Source organism: Anaerofilum hominis (assembly GCF_014287275.1).
Lineage (GTDB): Bacteria > Bacillota > Clostridia > Oscillospirales > Ruminococcaceae > Pygmaiobacter > Pygmaiobacter hominis.
In genome coordinates this window covers 195566-216147 of the sequence record NZ_JACONZ010000004.1, presented here as the reverse complement: position 1 = coordinate 216147, position 20582 = coordinate 195566, and the positions used below count along the sequence as shown (strand labels likewise).

At 62.5% G+C, this 20582-nt stretch carries 19 protein-coding genes and 1 pseudogene; 8 read left to right on the top strand and 12 right to left on the bottom strand.

Features of this window, described 5'->3' with window-relative positions; genetic code table 11:
* Nucleotides 1-41 precede the first annotated feature (41 nt).
* From H8S23_RS11545 to dapF, 7 genes are all read right to left on the bottom strand, one after another.
* Complete coding sequence (locus H8S23_RS11545; RefSeq protein ID WP_279289091.1) at nt 42-2042, bottom strand: M56 family metallopeptidase; 2001 nt, start codon at nt 2040-2042, stop codon at nt 42-44.
* Between the two features lie 14 nt (nt 2043-2056).
* On the bottom strand, nt 2057-2446 hold the full coding sequence (locus tag H8S23_RS11540; RefSeq protein ID WP_186888487.1) for a BlaI/MecI/CopY family transcriptional regulator: 390 nt from the start codon (nt 2444-2446) through the stop codon (nt 2057-2059).
* Between the two features lie 467 nt (nt 2447-2913).
* A complete protein-coding gene (malQ, locus tag H8S23_RS11535; RefSeq protein ID WP_186888486.1) occupies nt 2914-4419 on the bottom strand; it encodes a 4-alpha-glucanotransferase in 1506 nt (501 codons plus the stop codon).
* Between the two features lie 391 nt (nt 4420-4810).
* On the bottom strand, nt 4811-5650 hold the full coding sequence (locus H8S23_RS11530; RefSeq protein WP_186888485.1) for a carbohydrate ABC transporter permease: 840 nt from the start codon (nt 5648-5650) through the stop codon (nt 4811-4813).
* Nucleotides 5650-6504: a carbohydrate ABC transporter permease gene (locus H8S23_RS11525; RefSeq protein ID WP_186888484.1), complete on the bottom strand. Its 855-nt coding sequence runs from the start codon at nt 6502-6504 to the stop codon at nt 5650-5652. The genes H8S23_RS11530 and H8S23_RS11525 overlap by 1 nt, the downstream gene beginning before the upstream one ends.
* A gap of 231 nt (nt 6505-6735) precedes the next feature.
* Nucleotides 6736-8112: an ABC transporter substrate-binding protein gene (locus H8S23_RS11520; RefSeq protein ID WP_186888483.1), complete on the bottom strand. Its 1377-nt coding sequence runs from the start codon at nt 8110-8112 to the stop codon at nt 6736-6738.
* Nucleotides 8113-8345: 233 nt separating this feature from the next.
* Complete coding sequence (dapF, locus tag H8S23_RS11515) at nt 8346-9212, bottom strand: diaminopimelate epimerase (protein WP_186888482.1); 867 nt, start codon at nt 9210-9212, stop codon at nt 8346-8348.
* 139 nt (nt 9213-9351) lie between these two features.
* On the opposite strand from dapF, the gene H8S23_RS11510 reads away from it, so the two are divergent.
* Together H8S23_RS11510 and H8S23_RS11505 are read left to right on the top strand one after the other, a co-directional pair.
* Nucleotides 9352-9948, top strand: a complete 597-nt coding sequence (locus H8S23_RS11510) for a TetR/AcrR family transcriptional regulator (RefSeq protein ID WP_186888481.1) — start codon at nt 9352-9354, stop codon at nt 9946-9948.
* Nucleotides 9945-10706: an SDR family NAD(P)-dependent oxidoreductase gene (locus tag H8S23_RS11505; RefSeq protein ID WP_186888480.1), complete on the top strand. Its 762-nt coding sequence runs from the start codon at nt 9945-9947 to the stop codon at nt 10704-10706. The genes H8S23_RS11510 and H8S23_RS11505 overlap by 4 nt, the downstream gene beginning before the upstream one ends.
* A 630-nt stretch (nt 10707-11336) precedes the next feature.
* Here H8S23_RS11505 and H8S23_RS11500 read toward each other — a convergent pair.
* From H8S23_RS11500 to H8S23_RS11485, 4 genes are all read right to left on the bottom strand, one after another.
* The gene (locus tag H8S23_RS11500; RefSeq protein ID WP_186888479.1) at nt 11337-11921 is read right to left on the bottom strand and encodes a methyltransferase family protein; all 585 of its coding nucleotides are present in this window, start codon (nt 11919-11921) and stop codon (nt 11337-11339) included.
* Between the two features lie 181 nt (nt 11922-12102).
* Entirely contained in the window at nt 12103-13989 is a 1887-nt protein-coding gene (locus H8S23_RS11495) for a heavy metal translocating P-type ATPase (RefSeq protein ID WP_186888478.1), read from the bottom strand.
* A 131-nt stretch (nt 13990-14120) separates the two neighbouring features.
* On the bottom strand, nt 14121-14339 hold the full coding sequence (locus H8S23_RS11490) for a cation transporter (RefSeq protein ID WP_186888477.1): 219 nt from the start codon (nt 14337-14339) through the stop codon (nt 14121-14123).
* 14 nt (nt 14340-14353) lie between these two features.
* Nucleotides 14354-14722, bottom strand: coding sequence for an ArsR/SmtB family transcription factor (locus tag H8S23_RS11485; protein WP_186888476.1), 369 nt, complete (start codon nt 14720-14722; stop codon nt 14354-14356).
* Nucleotides 14723-15191: 469 nt separating this feature from the next.
* Here H8S23_RS11485 and bcp point away from each other — a divergent pair, with 469 nt between their 5' ends.
* The 6 genes from bcp to H8S23_RS11455 all read left to right on the top strand — a co-directional run bounded on the left by bcp (nt 15192) and on the right by H8S23_RS11455 (nt 20119).
* Complete coding sequence (gene bcp / locus H8S23_RS11480; RefSeq protein WP_186888475.1) at nt 15192-15656, top strand: thioredoxin-dependent thiol peroxidase; 465 nt, start codon at nt 15192-15194, stop codon at nt 15654-15656.
* Nucleotides 15653-16408: a peroxide stress protein YaaA gene (yaaA, locus tag H8S23_RS11475; RefSeq protein WP_186888474.1), complete on the top strand. Its 756-nt coding sequence runs from the start codon at nt 15653-15655 to the stop codon at nt 16406-16408. The genes bcp and yaaA overlap by 4 nt, the downstream gene beginning before the upstream one ends.
* A gap of 51 nt (nt 16409-16459) precedes the next feature.
* Complete coding sequence (locus tag H8S23_RS11470) at nt 16460-16636, top strand: DUF4250 domain-containing protein (RefSeq protein ID WP_186888473.1); 177 nt, start codon at nt 16460-16462, stop codon at nt 16634-16636.
* A 215-nt stretch (nt 16637-16851) separates the two neighbouring features.
* Nucleotides 16852-17934, top strand: coding sequence for a hypothetical protein (locus tag H8S23_RS11465; RefSeq protein WP_207721160.1), 1083 nt, complete (start codon nt 16852-16854; stop codon nt 17932-17934).
* Between the two features lie 183 nt (nt 17935-18117).
* Nucleotides 18118-18894, top strand: coding sequence for a TatD family hydrolase (locus H8S23_RS11460; RefSeq protein ID WP_186888472.1), 777 nt, complete (start codon nt 18118-18120; stop codon nt 18892-18894).
* A 283-nt stretch (nt 18895-19177) separates the two neighbouring features.
* Complete coding sequence (locus H8S23_RS11455) at nt 19178-20119, top strand: hypothetical protein (RefSeq protein ID WP_186888471.1); 942 nt, start codon at nt 19178-19180, stop codon at nt 20117-20119.
* A 275-nt stretch (nt 20120-20394) separates the two neighbouring features.
* On the opposite strand, the pseudogene H8S23_RS11450 reads toward H8S23_RS11455, so the two are convergent.
* Nucleotides 20395-20553 (bottom strand): annotated as a pseudogene (locus H8S23_RS11450) (DUF6514 family protein); the annotation flags it as partial.
* Between the last annotated feature and the right edge of the window lie 29 nt (nt 20554-20582).

Genomic DNA, 20582 nt, shown 5'->3' with positions numbered 1-20582 from the left:
AGCACTAAGGCAAATAGAATTGCTGTTTCCTATTTGTAAACTCAACTCATGATCACTATGCTTTCAGCCAAGTTTTCAAGTTCTGCAGCACTAAGACTGCCGTCCGTTAAATTCAAACTGATAAAAAACGGAATTTTTTCATAATCGTACGCTAAAATAGAATCAGATTTTAACCAAGGTGCGTCAGGTGCATTGCCGCCATAACCCGTTAAATCTTGCCATAGATATTTTGCCGTGGCATTTGCACCTGAAAAAGAAGATCTGCAAACCTTATAATTTTCATAGGCAACATGGTTTGGAAGTGCTATCCCTGAAAAAATCGGCATAGGAAGTTCATTTTTAGTGGTGTCAATTTGTGCAAGGGTATCTTTATCATCCGTCCCAAATTCGCCCAATGTTAATATCCCAATGGGAACTCCGGCTTTCACTGCCACAACTGCAGGCATTTCATAATCCGGGGTCGCGGCATATTCCGGGTAATTTTCGCTTGTGGAAAGAGCAACGCCTTCAGGCAGAGACAGCGACACCTTAAAGCTATCCCCATTTTGCATCGTGTAATGCAAAGTTGAGGTCGCTCCCGCACCACTTATTTCTACGCTCCGTTCAACAATGTTCACAGGGGTGTCAAACTGAAACGGCTCTGAAAGCTCTACATAATCTGCAGCATAGATTTCATGGGCTGTTTCACTGACCTTTGTCATAAATGCAACACGCATAAATACCCGTGTGAGTTTTCCCCGCCCGACATCAAGCTTTTCTATACGCTGTTCGCCGCCCTGCCATCCACTTTTTGTATCAAATATATTTTGTATACTATACGTGGCAACCTCATCCGAAAAGGTCGCGCTAAGTGAAATAAAAAGCTCTGTTTTTTTGTTTTCATCGGCGGGGATGGATGGTGGCAGACGAAAGGACACCGTATCGTCTGAGCCAAGAGTAAGGGTACTCAGCGTTTGGCGGATGAATCCATTTGCTGTTTCTTCGGTGAGAAGAACAGACTTAGATTCTGCAGTTGTGGAGGCGCTGGCGGACGGTTCCGGCTGCGCCTGTGCCCCGGAGGAAGAGACCTGGGCAGGCGGTGAGGACGAAGCGTCCTCCCCCTCCCGGCCGGAGCGCGGGCTCAGCGCCAGCCCGACGGCCGCCGCAGCCACCGCGGCCAGCAGCGCCAGCGAGACCCAGAAAGCGGGCCGCCGATAGCGCAGCACATTTTTGATGCGCGCCCCGGTATCCCCCTCGCCGAAAGCCAGCGGGGTGCCCCCCACCCAGCGTCTGCCCGACGCCAGGGCCAGCAGAGACGCCGAATAGGGCTTTTTCACGTCCTCTCCCAGCACCCGAAGCACCGCTTCGTCGCAGGACATCTCCATGTCCCTGCCGCTCATGGAAAAAGCGAGCCAGACCAGTGGGTTGTACCAGTGCAGGCAGAGCGCCAAAAAGCCCAGCAGCCGCCACAGATGGTCGCCGCGCCGGATGTGGGTCTGTTCATGCAGCAAAATATATCGCCGCTCCGCATCCGCAAGGCCTGCGGGCAGGTAGATGCGGGGGCGGAAAAGCCCCATCACAAAAGGCGTTTCCAGGCCCGCCGCGCTGTAGATATTCTTTTCTTCCCGCACAGCGCCCCTCAGCCTGCGGCGCAGCCTCTGGGCGGCGATGACGCTGTACAGCAGCAGCCCGGCCGCCCCGACAAGCCAGACGATCTGCGCGGCCCACAGCCAGACCTGCAGCGGGTTGACGCTGGCCGCCGCCTCTCCGGCGGGCAGCGCAGCGTTCACCGTGCGGTCCAGCACCGCTACCCCGGTCTCTATCCGCGGCGTCGGGGCGGTCAGGATATCCTGCGGGATGGGCTGCGCCCTTGCCGGCAGCAGGCTGAACACGCTCTCAATGGGAAACGGGCACAATAGCCGGAAAAGCACCGGGGCCCAGAGCAGATAAGAGTACAGCTTCGGCGCCCGCCGCAGCGGCAGGCGCAGGAGCAGGACCACCAACACCGCCGCGCTGGCCGCAAAGCCGGCGTTGAGCAGCTCTAAAAACCATCTGTCCGCCATCTGTCCGAACATGGTCATCCCTCCTCCCGGGTTTTGGCCCCGTCTATTTCACCATAAGCCTCGATCATCTGCCTCAGCTCCTCCACCTCGGCGCCGCTGAGCCGGTTATGCCGGGTGAAAGCTGCAAAAAAGCGCGGCAGCGAGCCGCCGAAGCTCTCTTCCAGAAACTGTTCCCCCCGCCGCGCGCAGAACTCTTCTTTTGAGGTCAGCGCCTGCACCCTGCCCCCGCGGTTTTCAAACAATCCCCGCTGGCACAGACGCTTGAGCATGGTGTAGGTTGTGGATTTTTTCCAGCCGAAAGCCGCCGCGCACAGCCGCACCAGCTCGCCGGAGGCCACCGGCGCCCGCTCCCAGATCAGGTCTGCAAATTTTTGTTCCATCTCTCCCAGCCGGTAATCTTCCATTTTATCCTCCCGCTGTGTCCTGCGCCGGCAAAACTCTGCCCGCCGGATCCGGTCTAACAGCAATAGACTTTCCGCTTTAAGTCTAATCCCATTAGACCCAAAAGTCAACCCCTTTCCCGCATCAAAAAAAGCAGCTGCGCCGCAGCTGCTTTTTTTGATAACTTTGCTTGACGGACCCCCGAAAAACGGCCGCCCGCGGGCCGCGCCCGGGGCGCAGTCCGCGCCGTGGGGGCTGTCCGTGAGAGACCCGGCGCGGCGGGGGATGCGCTAAAACTGTGGCTGCGCCGCTACTTTCTGCCGATGTCCCAAAAAAATCTTTTCGCTGCCCCTGAAAGCGGAAATGCGGTCCGCGGGTTCTCGGCGGCAGCGGTCCCCAAGCTTGCGGGCCGCCGCATTTTGCCGCGCCGCGAGCCCCTGCGCCGCCGGACGGGCAGAAGAAAAGAGAGCCGCATGCGGCCGTCTCGTTCTCAGCCGTCTTTGCGCTTTCTGCCGCCGCGTGACGGCAGCCTGCCGTACATGCGGGTCAGCTCACGGATCCCGGCAGCCAGCTGTGGGGTGAGCGCCTCCCCGCGCACCCGCCAGACCCAGTTTTCTCCCAGCGTGCTGGGGGTGTTGATGCGCGCCTGCGCCCCCAGGCAGAGATAGTCCTGCAGCGGGATGATGCAGGTATCGGCCACACTGCCCAGCGCGGCACGGATAAAGCTGTAGGTAAAGTTGCTCATCGGGGTGACGTCCAGATACCGGCACGCAAACGCCACGTCCTCCGGCGCGGCGCTGTGCCGCCAGTCCTCTGTGGTGGTGTTGTCGTGGGTGCCGGTGTAGACCACCGTGTTGCGCGGGTAGTTGTGGGGCAGATAGTCGCTCTCCTCGCGGGAGTCAAACGCGAACTGCAGCACCTTCATGCCGGGGTAGCCGCTCTCTGCCAGCAGCCTGCGCACCGCCGGGGTCAGATAGCCCAGGTCCTCCGCGATGACCCCGAGCTGAGGCAGCTCGCGCCGGATCGTGCCGATCAGGTCCATGCCCGGCCCCTTTCGCCAGCGGCCATGGGCCGCGGTCTTTGCCGCCGCGGGGATGGCGTAGTAGCTCTCGAAACCGCGGAAGTGGTCGATGCGCACCACGTCGTAGACCCGCGCCGCATGGCGCAGCCTCCTCAGCCACCAGGCGTATCCGTCCGCCCTGTGCTTTTTCCAGTTGTACAGCGGGTTGCCCCAGAGCTGCCCGTCGGCAGAAAAGGCATCTGGCGGCACGCCCGCCACCTCGGTGGGGCGGCGCTGCGCGTCCACCTGAAACAGGGCGCTGTCCGCCCACAGGTCGGAGGAATCGGGCGACACATAGATGGGCAGGTCCCCGACGATGGCCACGCCGCTGCGGTTGGCATAGGCTTTGAGCGCGTCCCACTGGCGATAGAACAGATACTGCACGGCGCGCCAGAAAAACACGTCGTCCTGCAGCCTGCGGCGGGCGGCGGCGAGCGCCTTTTCCTCCCGCAGCCGCAGCGCGCGCGGCCAGTGGTGAAAACTGACCATGCCCCGCTCCCCTTTCAGGGCCATAAAGAGGGCGTAGTCCTCCAGCCAGACCGCGTTCTCCTCACAAAAGGCGAGAAGCGCCGCATCCTGCGGGTCCAGCCGCCTTACCGCCTTTTCCAGCAGCGCGAACCGGCGCTGGAACAGCTTGCCGTAATCCACCCGCTCCGGGTCGCTGCCAAAGTCCTCCGCCGCGATCTCCGCCTCTGTCAGCAGCCCCTCCTGCGCCAGCAGGTCCAGATCGATCAAATAGGGGTTTGCCGCAAAGGCGGAAAAGCTCTGATAGGGGCTGTCCCCATAGCCGGTGGGGCCGATGGGCAGGATCTGCCAGTACCGCTGGCCAGCCTCCCGCAGAAAGTCCACAAAGCCATAGGCCTCCCGCCCCAGGCTGCCGATGCCGTGGGGCGAGGGCAGGCTGCTCACCGGCAGCAGAATACCGCTGCTGCGCATAAAGGTACCTCCTGACCGCGGCCGTGCGGAAAACGCCCTGTTTCCCTGCACGGCCGCGCCGATTTTATCTTTTCCGGCAGTCCGCCCCCGCCGGTCCGAGGCCGCCAAAGGGCGCGCCTTTCCGGGGCGTGCAGCCCCGGCCGCCCGCTCCCGCCAGGCAGGCTGGCCGGGGCCGGTCTGTCCGCTGTGGGGAGAGCTGCCATTCACCTGCGCCTCCTGGTCCGACCCCGCGCGGGGCCAGCGGGCGCGTGGTCCCGCGCGCCCGTCAAAAAGCGCCGGCCGCTCCCGTCCGGGGCCGGCTTTTTTAGCTCCGCCGCTGCAAAGGCGCGCGCCGCGCCGTCCTGCGCCGCGGCTGCTCATAAACTCATTTTGACCCAAAGCCGCCGCTTTGTCAACCTTTCACCGCCCCTGCCACCACGCCGCGGATGATATATTTCTGACAGACCAGATAAAAAGCGATGATGGGCAGGATGGACAGCACCAGCATGGCCATCAGCGCGCCCATGTCCCGGCCGCCGTAGCTGCCGGTGAGCACGCCCTGGATGGCCCGGGGCAGGGTCATATACCCTCCCCCCAGCACCAGCGTGGGCAGCAGGTAGTCGTTCCAGACCCACATGGCGTTGAGGATGGCCACAGTGATGGAGGTGGGCTTCAAGATCGGCAGCACGATAAGAAAATAGGTCTGCCAGGGCCCGCAGCCGTCGATGGTGGCCGCCTCTTCGATCTCCAGCGGAATGCTTTTGACAAAGCCGGTGAAAAGAAAGATGGACAGCCCCGCCCCAAAACCCAGATAAATGAACAGGATGCCCAGCGGGTTGCTCAGCGAGAGCAGGTTTGCCAGCTTGCTCATGGGGAACATGACCATCTGGAACGGCACGATCATACTGAATACGAACAGATAATAGAGCAGCGAGGCGTACCATGTTTTGACCCGCGCCAGATACCAGGCGGCCATGCCCGAAAAGAGCAGGATCAGCGCCACGCTGCACACGGTGATGAACAGCGACCAGCCGAAAGCGCGCAAAAATCCGATCTTCACAAAGCCGGTGAGATAATTTGTCAGCCCCACCGAGGACTCCGCCGTGGGCCACGCAAAGGGAGCGCTGGAGATATGCAGGTTGCCCTTGAAAGAGTTCATCACCACAATGACCACCGGCGCGATAAACAGCGCCGCGATGGCCAGCAGCAGCACTGTCAGCAGGACCCGCAGGCCCTTTGTATCCCTTTCCATCAGTTCTCCACCTCCTTTGAGCGGGTAAGGCGCAGCTGGATAAAAGCGATGGCGCCCACCATTAAAAAGAAAAGCACCGCCTTGGCCTGGCCCACGCCCTCCCAGCCCGTGCGCTTATAAAAGGTGTTATAGATGTCCAGCGCCAGCATGGCCGTCTGCTTGCCCGGCGCGCCGCCGGTGAGGGCCAGGTTCTGGTCGAACAGCTTGAAACTGTTGGTCAGGGTGAGAAAAGTGCAGATGGTCACCGAGGGCATCACGTTGGGCAGCGTGACGTGGATCAGCGTCTGCCAGCCGGACGCGCCGTCGATCTCGGCCGCCTCGATCAGCTCGGGCGGCACGTTCTGCAGCCCGGCGACATAGATGATCATCATATAGCCGATGAGCTGCCAGTTCATCAGCACCACCAGGCCCCAAAAGCCGTATTTCGCGTCAAAGGTGATGTCCACCCCAAAGCCCAGCAGCACCCCGTTGATGATGATCTGCCAGATATAACCCAGCACGATGCCGCCGATGAGGTTTGGCATGAAAAACACGGTGCGGAACAGGTTGGTGCCCCGCAGCCCGCGCGTCAGCAGCAGCGCCAGCGCAAAGGCGAACAGATTGACCGTGACCACCGACACCACTGTGAACAGCGCCGTAAAGCTCAGCGCGCGCACAAAGTCTCCACCCGGGTCGGTAAACACCCTCAGGTAATTGTCCACCCCCACCCAGCGGGCATTGGTGACGGTGGTAAATTTGCAGAAAGAGAGATAGATGCCCATGAGGAACGGCGCCAGAAACGACGCCAGAAAAGCCAGCAGCGTGGGGACGACGAAAATGGTGAACCAGCGCGCTTTTTTGAGCGTTTTTTGCATAGGGGACCTCCGGAGACGGATTTTTCATGGCCGGCTGCAGGCGGCTTTTGCCGCCGCGCCGCCGGCCGCAGCTTGCGGCCGGACCCCGGCTTTGACCGGGCCGGCCATGAGGGGCGCCGCGAAAAAACAGCGGGCGCGCGGGCGCCGACGCCCTCATCGCACCCGCTGTTTATCTTTGACAGTTCCCGCGCAAAAATACAAAGCGCGCGGGGCCGCTTTGGCAAACTCCCGTCAGGCGATATTGGCTTTTTCCGTTTTCCAGTCCGCGACGACCGACCCGATCAGGTCGTCCCAGGTGAGGCTGCCCTGAGCATACCGCAGCAGGGCCGAGCCGAAATTGTCCTTGAAGGTCTGGCTGGGAAAGATCGTGAAGTCCCACGGGGTGTTTTTGACGCCGTCCCGGTTCTGCCACTCCACCACCGCGCGGCCCAGCGGGTCGGCCGGGGCGTCCTCTGCGGTAAAGGTGTCAAAGGGGGCGATAAAGCCCAGCTCGCCCTTCACATAGGCGCGGCCCTCGTCCGAGGTGAACAGCCAGTTGAGAAAATCAAGGGAGGCTTTCTGGTCCTCTGCGGAGGCCTGGGCATTGACGCACAAAAAGTTTTCGGTGCCGATGGCAAGGCCCTGGTCCTCTTCTCCCGGCAGGCCCATATACAGGGGCAGAAAGGTCACGTCGCTCTCTTTCACCACGTTGCCGTCCACGCCGGCGATCTGGCTGTAGCCCCAGTTGCCGTTCTGCACCATGGCGCACTTGCCCAGGGCGAACTCCGCCATCGAATCGTTCACCGTTTTGCTGCCGGACAGCTTTGCGTCGATGGTGGAGTTGTCCAGATAGAGGTCGAACAGGTTTTTAAAATTTTCGCTGTACTTGAACGAGATCTCGGGCGCGGTCTTGGCGTCGGTCATATCGGCGCCCAGCTCATCGAATTCCGGCGCAAGGGCCACGTTGGCCAGGTGGGTCTGCCAGCGCCAGTCCTCGCCGGAGAGCAGCGAGGTGGAGGCGAACACGCCGTCGATGCCCAGCTCGGCTTTTTTCGCCTGCATGTCCTCGACGACCTCTTTCAGCTTTTCAAAACCGTTGATCTCCTCCAGCGATTTTGCCTTTGCGCCCTCCAGCGCAAAATAGCGGTCCATGATGGCGGTGTTCACGATGATGCCGTACCCCTCCACCGTGTAGGGGATGCCGTAGATCTTTTCCCCGTCGCCCAGCACCCCGACGCCCTCGCGCAGGTGCCCGGCCAGTTCGCTGCCCGAGATATCCGCGCACCAGTCCGCCCAGGAGGCGTATCCCACCGGGCCGTTGACCTGAAAGATGGTCGGCGCCTCTTTTTTTGCCATCTCCGATTTGAGCTGTTCTTCATAGGTGCCCGAAGCCGCGGTGGTCACCTTGACCTGCACGCCGGTCTTCTGCGTGTACTCCTTGGCGATGGTCTGCCAGACGCCGTCCACCTCCGGTTTGAAGTTCAAAAAATAAACTTTGCCCGACCCGCCCGATGCCGAGCCGGAGCCGCTGGAAGACGAGGAGTCGTCCTTGTTCCAGCAGCCGGAAAATGCGCCGGCCGCCAGGGTCAGCGCCAGAGCCAGGGCCGCGAGCCTTTTTGCCTTGTTCATAGCCATCCTCCCATTTCATTCGCTGCCGGGTCTGCGGTCTTCGCCGGCCCGGCGCTTGGATTCGATGTTAGGATGGGACAAAAAAAAATTTTTAGTCGGTCCGGGCACGCTTTTTCATCAAGCTGTCATTTCCTGCCCCGCAAACAGGGCAGCCCGCCGCCCGTCCCCGTCCGCCGCGCCGGGCGCAGGGCGGCGGGAATACCGCGCGGAAAAGCCCGCGGGCGGCCGCGGCGTCAGGGGCGCGGACGGCGGCAGAGCAGGCCCGGCGACAGCACGCCGGTGCATATCGTCTCGGCCCCGCCGGTCAGCCGCACCGAGCCGTCCGGCAAAAAACCGACCTGCAGGGGCCCGCCCTCCGTGTCCAGCCGCACCCGGTCCCCGATGACCCTGCCGCCGGTGCGCGCCGCCACAGCCGCGGCGCAGCAGCCGGTGCCGCAGGCCAGCGTGTGGCCGGCGCCGCGCTCCCAGGTGGCGATCTTCAGCCGGTCTCTGCCCGTCACCTCCACAAAATCCACATTGGTCCCGCTGGGAAAAGCCGGGTGCCGCTCCACGGCCGGCCCCACCGTCTCCACCTCCGCCCGCGAGAGCGCGGGCACGAAGATCACGGTGTGGGGCACCCCCACCCGCACACAGGTGACGCGCAGCCGCCGTCCCGCCGCTTCCAGGGGACGGTCGGCGATCCGCTCGCCGGGCAGCAGCACCGGCAGCTCGTAGGGCAAAAAGACCGGCCTGCCCATGTCGACGGTCACACGGGTCACGACTCCCTCGCCGCTCACCGCGGTCCGCACCTTTTTGACGCCGTCCGGCGTCTCGACCGTAAAGACGTTTTTTGCCGTCAAGCCGTTTTCCCGTGCAAATTTGGCAAAGCAGCGCATGCCGTTGCCGCACATGGCGGCCCGGCTGCCGTCGGCATTGTAATAGACCATAGCCAGGTCCGCATCGTCGCTGGCCCGGGCCACGAGGATCCCGTCCGCCCCGATCCCAAAACGCCGGCTGCACACCGCCCGCGCCAACAGCCCGTATTCCGGCAGAGTGCGCGCCATCCCGTCAAAGACGATGAAGTCGTTGCCCGCCCCCTGCATCTTGGTAAACTCCAGCACAGTGACCCCTCCCCCGTGATCTTTCCGCCCTTTATCTTTACGCAGAAAAAGAATAAAAGATGTGTGCTTGACAATCTAACGACCGTTAGGTACAATGAACCTAACGATCGTTAGGTCAAAAGAATGAGGGCAGCAGAGAATGGACACCGGGGAACAGATCTTGCAGGCGGCGCTGGGGCAGTTTTCGCGCCGCGGGTACCACGCCGTGTCGATCCGGGACATCTGCGGCGAGGTGGGCATCCGGGAAAGCTCGCTTTATTATCACTTCAAAAACAAGCGCGCGCTGCTGGACGCGCTGCTGGGCCGCTTTGCGGAAAAAGCGGGCCGCTTTACCAGCCTGCTGGACGAGGGCATGGCGCAGCTGACGGAACTGGAGGACGAAGTGTTCCTGCGCGTGGGGACCGGCTATGTGCAGGGCTATCTGCTGGACCCGGAGATCCTCGCTTTTTTTGGGATGCTGCGCATTGAAAGGGAGCACGACCCGGCGCTGGCCGCGCTGTACCGGGAATGGTATTTTGACCGTCCGCTTCAGTTCCAGACCCGCATGTTCGCCCGCCTGTCGCAGACGGGCCGCTTCCCCGCCGGGCAGGAGCAGCGGCTGGCCCTGCTGTATCTGGCCCCCATCCTTTTTCTCTATGAGCGGGAGTTTCCGCTGGACAGCGCCGAGGCCCGGGCCCGGCTGCTGGAGGCGGTGCGCCGCCACCTGGAAGATTTTTTAAAGGAGCATCATCCATGAAAACGCTGAAAAATTTTGTGATCACCGGCGGTGCGCAGGGCATCGGCTTTTATCTCGCCCGCGGGCTGCTGCAAAGCGGATGCCGGGTGGCGGTGCTGGATCTCGACCTCTCCCCCCTGCAGCGTCAGGGAGAAGCGTTCCCCGGCCTGCTGGCGCTGCAGTGCGACGTGCGGGACCCGGAGCAGACGGCCAGCTGCGTGGAGCGGGCCGCAGCGGAATTCGGCGGCCTTGACTGCGCGGTACACAACGCCTGCCTGTGCACGTTCGGCCCTTTCAGCGCCACAGGGGAAACCGCATTTCGCCAGGTGCTGGACACCAACTATTTCGGCGCCCTGCACCTGGCGCGCGCCGCGCTGCCCCATCTGCGCAAAAGCCGCGGCAGGCTGGTGTTCACCAGTTCCGGCGTCGGGGTGACCGGCTTTCCCGGCATCGCCCCCTACGCCTCCAGCAAGGGCGCGATCGAAGCGCTGGCCAAATGCCTCCGCCTGGAATACGCGCCGGACGGCGTCAGCGTACATCTGATCCACCCTCCCCTGACCCGCACGGCTTCCGCCGCCCCCCTGCCCGTGCCCGCGGAGTTTATGACCCCGCCGGAGACGGTGGGCGCCGGTCTGGCGCGGCGCATCGGCAAAAAGAGTTTTCTGCTCTGCCACAGCGCCGGCCAGCAGCTGCTGATGAGGGTAAATTATCTGTTTCCCCTGCGGATGGGCGCGATGATGGACCGCGCCATCGCCCGCGCTGCAGGCGGGACAAAATAAACCGCAGATGCCCGTCTCCGTTTGCCGGGCCCGCTTTGCGGGCCGTCCGGGGCACGCGTCCCGCAAAGTGCGCGGTGCCGGGCGATGCGGTCCGCCTGCGTGCGCCAAGGGAGACCGTCATCTCCCGCCCAAAATCCGACGATGCTTCGGGTGCGGTCCGCCTGCGCGCGCAGAGGGGAAACGCTTCTCAGCCCGCTTAGATGGGCCAGCGCCTCCTTCCCAGACCGGCAGCGGGCCCATGCCGCTGCATTTTGTGCAGACAAACCAAAACGCCCCCGGATGCAGGCTTCATGTTCTCCTGCATCCAGGGGCGTTTTGCCGACCGCGGGTCTTAGCTGCCCCGCCGGCCCTGTCCGCGCGGCAGCGGCGGGGACTTGGGCTGCAACGCGTTCCGATATCGGAAACAAAGCGCCTCCAGGGCCTGGAGGCAGCCGTCTGTTTCCCGCACAAATGAGGGGCCGCATCGCCCAGCCCGCGCACAGGGCCGACGCGCGCCCCGGCACGCTGTTTTCGTCCGCCTCTTTTCTGCCGTAGCCTTGCTTTGTGCCTCTGCGGCGCATAGGGCGCAGCTGTGCCGGCACATCTGCTGTCCCCATGCGGATCGCTGAAACAAAACGCTTTCCGGGACTGCTACAGATACCGCCGCACCCTGCGCCGGTACTGTTCGTATGCGTCCCCGAAAACCGCCGTGAGATAAGCCTCCTCCTGCAGGATCTGCAGATGCAGGACCAAAACGCCCAGCGCCGCCAGCGCCAGATGCAGCGGGGCCGGCGCGGCCAGGGCAAGCCCCAGATAGAGCAGATCAAAGCCGAGAAACGCCGGGTTGCGGCTGCGGGCATAGACGCCGCCGGTCACCAGCGCGGTGCGCTGGGTCGCATCCACGCCGGCGCGCCAGTTTGCCCCCATGCAGATCACCGAAAGCAGAAAAACCGCGTCCCCCGCAAAGGCCAGCAGAAGCCCCGCCCCGCGCACCGCTTCCGGCAGCGCCAGCGGCTTCAGCAGGCCCGGCTGAAAGCTGAGGGGCTGCAGGACGCCCAGCATCAGGGTCACAGGGCCGAGCAGGCGCTCCACCCGGGCTGCCGTGCGGCCTTTTTGCCCCTTGCCGATGCGGTTTGCGCGGATGCCGTGCCGGCGCAAAAGCAGGTTTTTGACAAAATAAATGAGATAAAACAGCGCCCAGGCCGTCAGTCCCATCCAGTTGAGCAGTCTGTCCAAAGCCGTTTTCCTCTACTTTCGCTTTTTTGTCGTCCGCCAAAACGCGGGCCGCTGCGCCGGGCTGTTTTTTCAGCTCTTCCGGCGCGTCGGCCCGCGTTTTATCCCTCTGGTCCCAGGCGGCTTTGGCCCCGGTCTTTCGCGCCCCGCCACGGGCCTTGGTCCGCCGTTTTTGGGATGTGCTTCAGAGATTTTTTGTGTTCAGGGCGCGGGAGGCATTCAGGATGGCGATGACCGACACCCCCACGTCCGCAAAAACGGCCTGCCACATGCCCGCCATGCCCAGCGCCGACAGGAGCAGCACCGCCAGCTTGACGGCCAGGGCAAAAACGATGTTCTGCCGCACGATGCCCAGCGTTTTTTTCGCAATGCGGATCGCCACCGCCAGCTCGGAGGGCTTGTCGTCCATCAGCACGATATCCGCCGCCTCGATGGCCGCGTCGCTGCCCAGGCCGCCCATGGCCACCCCGATATCCGCGCGGCTGAGCACCGGCGCGTCGTTGATGCCGTCGCCCACAAAGACCAGCCGCCCGTTTTCGCTTTTCTCCGCCAGCAGCACTTCCACCGCCTCCACCTTTCCGGCGGGCAGCAGCTCGGCGTGTACCTCGTCCAGCCCCAAGCTTTGGGCCACAGCCTCGCCCACCGCTCTCGCGTCCCCGGTCAGCATCACTGTTTTGCGGATGCCTGCCTCCCGGAGGGCGCGCACCGCCGCGGCCGCGTCTTCCTTGACCTCGTCCGAGATCAGGATCGCGCCCAGGTATCTTCCCTGCCGCGCCACATAGACCACGGTGCCCGGCTCTTGCAGGGCGGAAAAGTCGATCCCCTCCGCTCTCATCAGCTTGGCGTTGCCCGCCAGCACCTCGGCGCCGTCCACCAGCGTGCGCACCCCGTGGCCCGAGATCTCCTCGGCTTTGCCCACCCGCGCGGCGTCGGCCTCCCGTCCATAGGCGCGCCTGAGCGACAGCGAGATGGGATGGTCGGAATAGCTCTCCGCCAGGGCCGCCGCTTCCAGCAGGTCCGCGGGCTCCACCCCCGCCTCCGGTACAATGCGGGTGACGTTGAAGGTGCCCCGGGTAAGGGTCCCCGTCTTGTCAAAAACGACGGTCTCTGCCCCGGCCAGGGCCTCAAGATAGTTGCTTCCCTTGACCAGGATGCCCCGCTTGGACGCGCCGCCGATGCCCCCAAAAAAGCTCAGCGGGATCGAGATGACCAGCGCGCAGGGGCAGGACACCACCAAAAAGATCAGCGCCCGGTGGATCCACTCGCCCCAGCCGCCCAAAAACAGAGGCGGCGCCACCGCCAGCAGCACGGCCGCAAGGACCACCGCCGGGGTGTAATAGCGGGCAAACTTTGTGATAAAGTTTTCCGCTTTCGCCTTTTTGCTGCTGGCATTTTCGACCAGATCGAGGATCTTTGCCACCGTCGACTCGCCAAAGGGCTTGGCGACCCGCACCTCGATCAGGCCGGTGAGATTGATGCAGCCGCTGACCGCCTCGCCGCCCGGGCCCAGGTCCCGCGGCACCGACTCGCCGGTGAGGGCCGCGGTGTCCACCGTGGTCTCGCCCGACAGCACGGTGCCGTCCAGCGGTATCTTCTCCCCCGCCTTGACCACGATCACGTCGCCGATGGCCACCGACTCGGGGTCCACCTGCACCAGCGCGCCGTCCCGGCGGATGTTGGCGTAATCCGGCCGGATATCCATAAGGCTGGCGATAGAAGCGCGGGATTTGCCCACCGCATAGCTCTGGAACAGCTCGCCCACCTGATAGAACAGCATGACGGCGACCGCCTCGTCGTAGCCCACCATCGACTCGGCGCCCGTGATCTGGTCGTACAGCGCCAGCCCAAACGCCCCCACCGTGGCGATGCACATGAGAAAGTTCTCATCAAATATCTGGCCGTGGGCAATATTTTTCGCGGCTTTCAGCAAGACATCCCCGCCCACGATCAGGTATGCGGGCAGGAAGAAGAGCAGCTTCCACCATCCCCCCAGCGGCAGCAGTTCCCCCGCCAGAAAAAGCGCCCCGCTGATCAGGATGCGCAGCAATGCCTTTTTCTGCTTTCTGGTCATCGGATCATTCCCCTTTTCTCCGCTGCGGGCGCAGCGTCCGCCTGCCCGCACCGGCGTTCTCCGCGCGGCGGCCCCTCCGCCGGCCGCGCTTTTTTCTGCATTTTCTCAGCACAAACGGTGCAAGAAACCTTTTACAGCAGGATCGTGCAGTCCGGCTCTACCTTTTTGCAGGTCTTGACGACCTCTTTCAGGATGGCGTCAAAACGCGCATCGTCCGCTTCCAGCATCAGTTTCTGGGTCATAAAGCTGACGCTGGCGTCGGTCACGCCGTCCAGCTTTTTGATGGCGTTCTCCATCTTTGCCGCGCAGTTGGCGCAGTCCAGGTCCTGCAGCTTAAAGGTCTTTTTCATACGACAACACTCCTTCAATCTTCTTCGGTGATATGTCCCATGCCCTGTCCCAGGATGGTGCGCACGTGGTCGTCGGCCAGCGAGTAGAACACAGTCTTGCCGTCCCGCCGGTTTTTGACCAGCTTGGAGCCCTTGAGCACCCGCAGCTGATGCGAAATGGCGGACTGTGTCATCCCCAGCAGCTGGGCGATGTCGCACACGCACATCTCCGCCTCGAACAGCACATAGAGGATCTTGATCCGGGTGGAGTCGCCAAACACCTTGTACAGCTCTGCAAGGTCATAGAGCAGCTCCTCATCCGGCATGGCTGCCTGCGCGGCCTCGATGATGCCCGGGTGGGCGTGGATATAATCGCAGCGTTCGATCCCGTTTTTGTCCAGCATTGCGGCGCCTCCTTTTCAACATATGAACAACTGTTCATGTATTCATTATACCAGATCTTCGTTCCCTGTCAAGGGGGACGGGGACAAAAATTTCAAGCTTTTTATGGGGCCGCCGCAGGGCGTTCCTGAAAAGCGCTGCGGCGGCCATTTCAACCGTGTGGACCGGCGGGCGCGGCAGAGGGCAGGGGCGTTCCCCGCGCCGCCTTTGTCCGGGCCAGATCATGCTGCGGCTGAGGGGTATCGCAGAGGGCAGGGGCGCCGCAGGAAACGGCCGCCTCTCAAACCGGCGCATAGGCGCCGCCTCAACCAAAGCCGTCCCCGCGGCCGCCCGACAGGCTCAGACCGGCGGGGAGGGAGCATCTCTGCTGTGCCGCTCTAAAACAATACTTTTTTAGTAGACTTTTCGTCTTATCTGTGCTATCCTGTAACAAAACATTACAAAAATTTGCGGACAATGGAGGTCATAAGCATGCTTAAAGCCGGAGAAAAAGCACCCGATTTCACCCTGCCGGACAAGGACGGCAACCCGGTCAGCCTTGCCGCTTTCCGGGGCAAAAAAGTAGTCGTCTATTTTTACCCCAAAGATAACACGCCCGGCTGTACCCGCCAGGCCTGCGCTTTCCGGAACGCTTACGAGGGCTTTCGCTCCTCGGATGTCGTCGTGATCGGCATCAGCAAAGACAGTGAGAGCAGCCATCAGAAATTTGCCGAAAAGTTTGCGCTGCCGTTTCTGCTGGTGAGCGACCCGGAGCGCGCGGCCATCGAGGCCTTTGGGGTCTGGCAGGAAAAAAAGCTCTACGGCAAAGTGTCGATGGGGGTGGTGCGCTCCACCTTTATCATCAATGAAGAGGGCGTGATCGAAAAGGTGTTCCCGCGCGCCAAGCCCGACACCAACGCCGCTGAGATCCTGGCCTATCTGGAGGGGCAGGCGTGATCGCCGTCATCTCCCCCGCAAAGAATATGCGCCGGGCCTCCGGCGTGCTGCCGCCCACCGAGCCCCAGTTTTTGCCCCAGACGCGGCAGCTGCTGGCCGAACTGCGCGGTTACAGCCCCTGGCAGCTGGCGCACGAGATGCGCATCAACGACGCCCTGGCCCAGCGGGCCTTTGCCGACTTTGCGGATATGGATCTCTCACAGCCGGGCACCCCTGCCCTGCTGTCCTATCACGGGCTGCAATATCTGAATCTGGCGCCGGAGACGCTCTCGGCGGAGGAACTGCTGTTTTTGCAGGAACATCTGCGCATTGTAAGCGGCTTTTACGGCCTGCTGCGGCCGCTGGACGGCATCTGGCCCTACCGGCTGGAATTGGGGGGCAAGCTGCGGTTTTTCGGCCAAAATCTTTACGGCTATTGGGGCGACGCGCTTTACCGGGCGCTGTTTGCGCCGGGTGAGACCGTGATCAACCTGAGTTCAGGGGAATACACAAAGGCGTTCACCCCTTATCTGCGCGCAGAGGACCGTTTTATCACGGTGGATTTTTTGGAGCCGAAGCCCGGCGGCAAGCTGGCGATGCGGGCCACTGCGGCAAAGATGGCCCGCGGGCGGATGGCCCGCTTTATCGCCCGGCGCCGGGCCGGCGACCCCGAAGAGCTGAAAGAATTCTACTGGAACGGCTATCGCTTTGCGCCTGCCCTCTCCACCTGTGCGCGGTGGGCCTTTGTGCGGGAGCCGGCCGGCGCAGAATGAACTGAAAGGGCGTTTCCCCCGCGAAAAAACGCCCCGGAAAAGAGGTTTGTCATGTCTCTGCCCCGCGACCCTGCCATCCTGCTCAGCTATATCAACACCCAGCTGCGCGACTTTCACAGCGATCTGGACGAGCTGTGTCTCACCCTTGGCCTGGACAAGGCCGCGCTGGTGCGCCGTCTTGCGGAGATCGGCTATGTCTACGATCCCGCGCACAACCGTTTTAGATAGGCGTCCCCCGTCCTGTGCCGTCCGGTCAAAAGTCCGCCCTTTCCGCCCTGCAGGCAAAAAAGCGGAAAGGCCGGGCTTTTTTGTTTTTGAGGCGTTCGCTGCGGGCGGGCGCCGGTAACAAGCCGCCCCTTTGCAGAATACCATGGTTCAACCAGGCAAATGAAAAAGGCGCGTTTTCGGGCTTTTGCCTGTTTTTCTAAAAGGGAGTGATTTGTTTGGATGAACGGCAAAAGTTGGATTTTCTGTTGGGGGCCGTTTCTCCCACAGGGTTCGCCGGGTATTTTGACCAGATGCTGAAGCTGCGCAGCGGCTGGCACAGCCTGCTCATCAAGGCGGGGCCCGGGTGCGGAAAATCCACCATGATGGGCAAGATCGCCGGCCATTTGACCGGCCAGGGCGAGACCGTGGAACTGATCCACTGCTCCTCCGACCCGGACTCGCTGGACGGGGTCGTCTGCAGCGCCCGCAAATTCAGCATCGTGGACGCCACGGCCCCCCATTCGCTGGAGCCGAAATGCCCTGTGGCGGTGGAGACCGTCGTTTCCCTCTACGACTGCATCGACGAGGAGGCCATGCGCGAACATCAGAATGAAGTCTTTGACCTGTTCGGCCGCTGCGGCGTTTTGCAGGAGCGCGCCGCCCGCTATATCACTGCCGCAGGCAGCCTGATCAGCGACAGCGCCCGGGTGGCTTTCGCCGCCGCGAACCTGCCCGCGGCCCGCTCTTTTGCGGCGCATCTGGCGCTGAAATACCTGCCGCGCACAGGCGCTTCCGGCGAGGGCAGCGAGGAGCTGCGCATCCTTTCCGCCAACACCCTCAAGGGGCCGGTCTGCTACCGGGACACCGTCGCAAAGGTGGCCGACACCATTGTGGTGCTGCAGGACGACTGGGGCGCGGTCAGCCGCGCGATGATGAAGGTGTTGCGGGACGCCGCTGTGGAAAAGGGCTATGACGTCATTACCTGCTACTGCCCCATGGCCCCGCACGACAAGATCGACCATCTGCTGATCCCCTCGGCCAAGCTGGCCTTTGTCACCTCCAACCGCTTCCACCCCATGGCGTTCGAACACGCGCGGGTCATCCACTGCACCCGTTTCTGCGACAACGAGCTGCTGCGCGCGCACCGCAGCCGCCTGCGGTTCAACCACAAGGCGGCGATGGATCTGTTCCAGCAGGCGTCCAAACTGCAGGCCGAGGCCAAGCAGAACCATGACCAGCTTGAGGAGTACTACAAGGCCGCCGCCGATTTTCCCCGCATCGACGAAGTGACCGCCGCGATCATCGAGCGGTACTGCTGACACTTTTTTCAACAGACGCCTGTGCCCGTCTCCCTTTCCGTGGGGGCGGGCGCAGCGTTTTTTGCCTGGTGCCCTTGCAGCGCGGCCGCGCGCTTGCTATACTGAAAAAAAACAGGTTTCGGCAGGTATCGTGCCGGGGCGGCCTGTGCCGCGCCGCCGCCTGCTGAAAAAAAGGAGACAGGCATGACGATCCCACATCTGACCGACGTACACACCCACTATGACGAGGCCGTCTTCGACGGCTGCCGCCGCGAGACCCTGCTGCGCATGAGGGAAAAAGGCCTGTGCGCCATCATCAACTCCGGGTCTGACCTGCCCTCTTCCCGCCGCTCACTGACACTGGCGGAGGAGTATGACTTTATCTGGGCCTCTGTCGGCGTGTTCCCGCTCTGTGCCGCCGCGGCGCCGCAGGGCTGGCTGGCGGAGATCGAGGCGATGGCCGCGCACCCGCGGGCCGTTGCCATCGGCGAGATCGGGCTGGACTACCGCCTGCCGGAGACCGACAAGGCTGCCCAAAAGGCGGTTTTCCTGCCCCAGCTGGAGCTTGCCCAGCGGCTGGACATGCCGGTGGTCATCCACGACTGCCTCGCAGACGAGGATGTGCTCGCCGCGCTGGAGCAATATCCGGCCAGGGCCATGATCCACCGCTTTTTCAGCGGCCTGGAGTATGGCCGGCGCTTTCTGGAAAAGGGCGTTTTCCTGGGGATCGGCCCCGCCATCACTTACCCGGACGCGGGCGAACTCATCCAGCTGGTGCGGGAGATGCCGCTCTCGCTGCTGCTGCTGGAGACTGATTGCCCCTTTTTGCCGCCCTGCCGGCTGGAGGGCGAGACGGCGACCTCGGACATGCTGGAGGATGTAGTGCAGGCCGTGGCGCAGGCGCGGGGCGACGTCACCCCGCAGCAGGTCGCCGACATCGCGCGTGAAAACGCGATGCGCCTGTTCTCGATCTCCTGCTGAGGCACCCCTGCCGTCCATTTTGTGTTCCCCCTGTTTATCCCTTTATAAATGTAAATGCCGTCCTGTTCCCTTTTGGGCCGGCTGCAGCGGGACAGTTTTTGCCCTTTCATCTTCCCCTGTTCCCGTTGTCTGCGCGGTTTTGCCGCCTCGGGCTGTCCTGCTGCCGTCAAAAACGGCCCCGCTGCAGCGCTCTTCCGGCGCAGGGGCCGCGCGCTCCCGGAACGATCGATCGCTCTCACACGGTCCGCCCTTTCTTACGTCCCGCTGATCAGAGGTGTTTTCATTGCTCTTCCATAAAAAACAATTTGTTTCTGCAGCCTGCCTCGCGGCCCTGCGGGACGGCTGGGGTTTTGGCCGAAAAAAATGTCTTGCTCTTTTTTCCATCTTTTTGCTTTTGTCCTGCCTGCTGGTCGTCGGCGCCGACATGGGGCCCAAAGATCAGCTCACCGTGCGGCTGGTAAACCCGCCCGAAGAACCCTATTATCTGGACCTGCTCTGGCAGCCGGAGCTTTCGGACGGACAGCAGCTGTATGACAATCTGAGTGAAACGGAGCGGGAGGAGCTCAGCAGTGCGCTGCTGGACCGCCTCTTTGCCGAAGCGCCGGAGGGCTGGTCGCCCGCGCTGAGCGGCGGCACCCGCGCCCCGCTCTGGGGCGATCTGGAGGGCCGTGCGGACGGGAGCGGACGGGTGCATGTGTTCAGCTATGTGGGCCTGCCGCGGGTCTGCCGCCTTATCCTGGTGACCGGGAGCGGCAAAACGCTGATCTCCGAGCCCTTTGAGCGCAAAGTGCTGCAGGGAAGCATTACCTTTGACTGTGCCTCCGGCGTTCTGACGCAGCCCTCTGCCGCCGCCGCGCTGGGGATGTCTTTTCTTCTCACGCTGCTGCCCACTTTGGTGATCGAGGGCGTGCTGCTTTTGCTGTTCCGCTTTTCCCTGCAAAAAAACTGGCGGCCTTTTTTGTGGGTGAACCTTTCCACCCAGACCGTCCTCACGCTGGCCGTCCACTTTGTCCTGCTCGCAAGCGGCCCGCTTTCCGCCCACCTTGTGCGTTTTCCCATGGAGCTGGTCATCCTGCTTGCGGAGACCGCGCTTTACCGGCATTTTCTGCACGGCGGCACCGCTGCCCGGCGCACCGCCTACGGCATCACGGCCAACCTTGCCAGCTGGCTGGCCGGTTACCTGGCCCTGGGGCCGACCTATGCGCTGCTGGTGCGGCTGTGCTGAGTTTCCGCGGGAACCTCCCTTTTTTATGGTTTTCACGACGCCGAAAGAGATGCTCCTATAAGATCACTTCTTTTCCCTGTCCCAGCTGCGGCGGCAAAAAAGCAGGATCATCCAAACAATATTTTGGAACACCCGTTTTTGGGGGGTATGCCCCTTTCCGCACGCGAGCGCGCTTTTCCGCAGCCAAGCTGCCGCGAAACGCCCCGCCATATCGCCAATACAAAAAACAAGGCTCCCATACCGCAGCCGGCATGGGGGCCTTATTCGTTTAAAATTCAGGCAAGATAGAGGGCCGTGATATAATCCTGGATGATATCACGAAAGTGACACGGAGAGACGTCGCGGGTGTTCAGCAGTTCAGCCAGGCAGACAGCGGTGTGGGGATCGGTGCTGATCTGCGGTACAGCGATACCGTATGCGGCGCTCTGCACACCGTAGCAGCGGACACGCCGGCCCTCGCCGC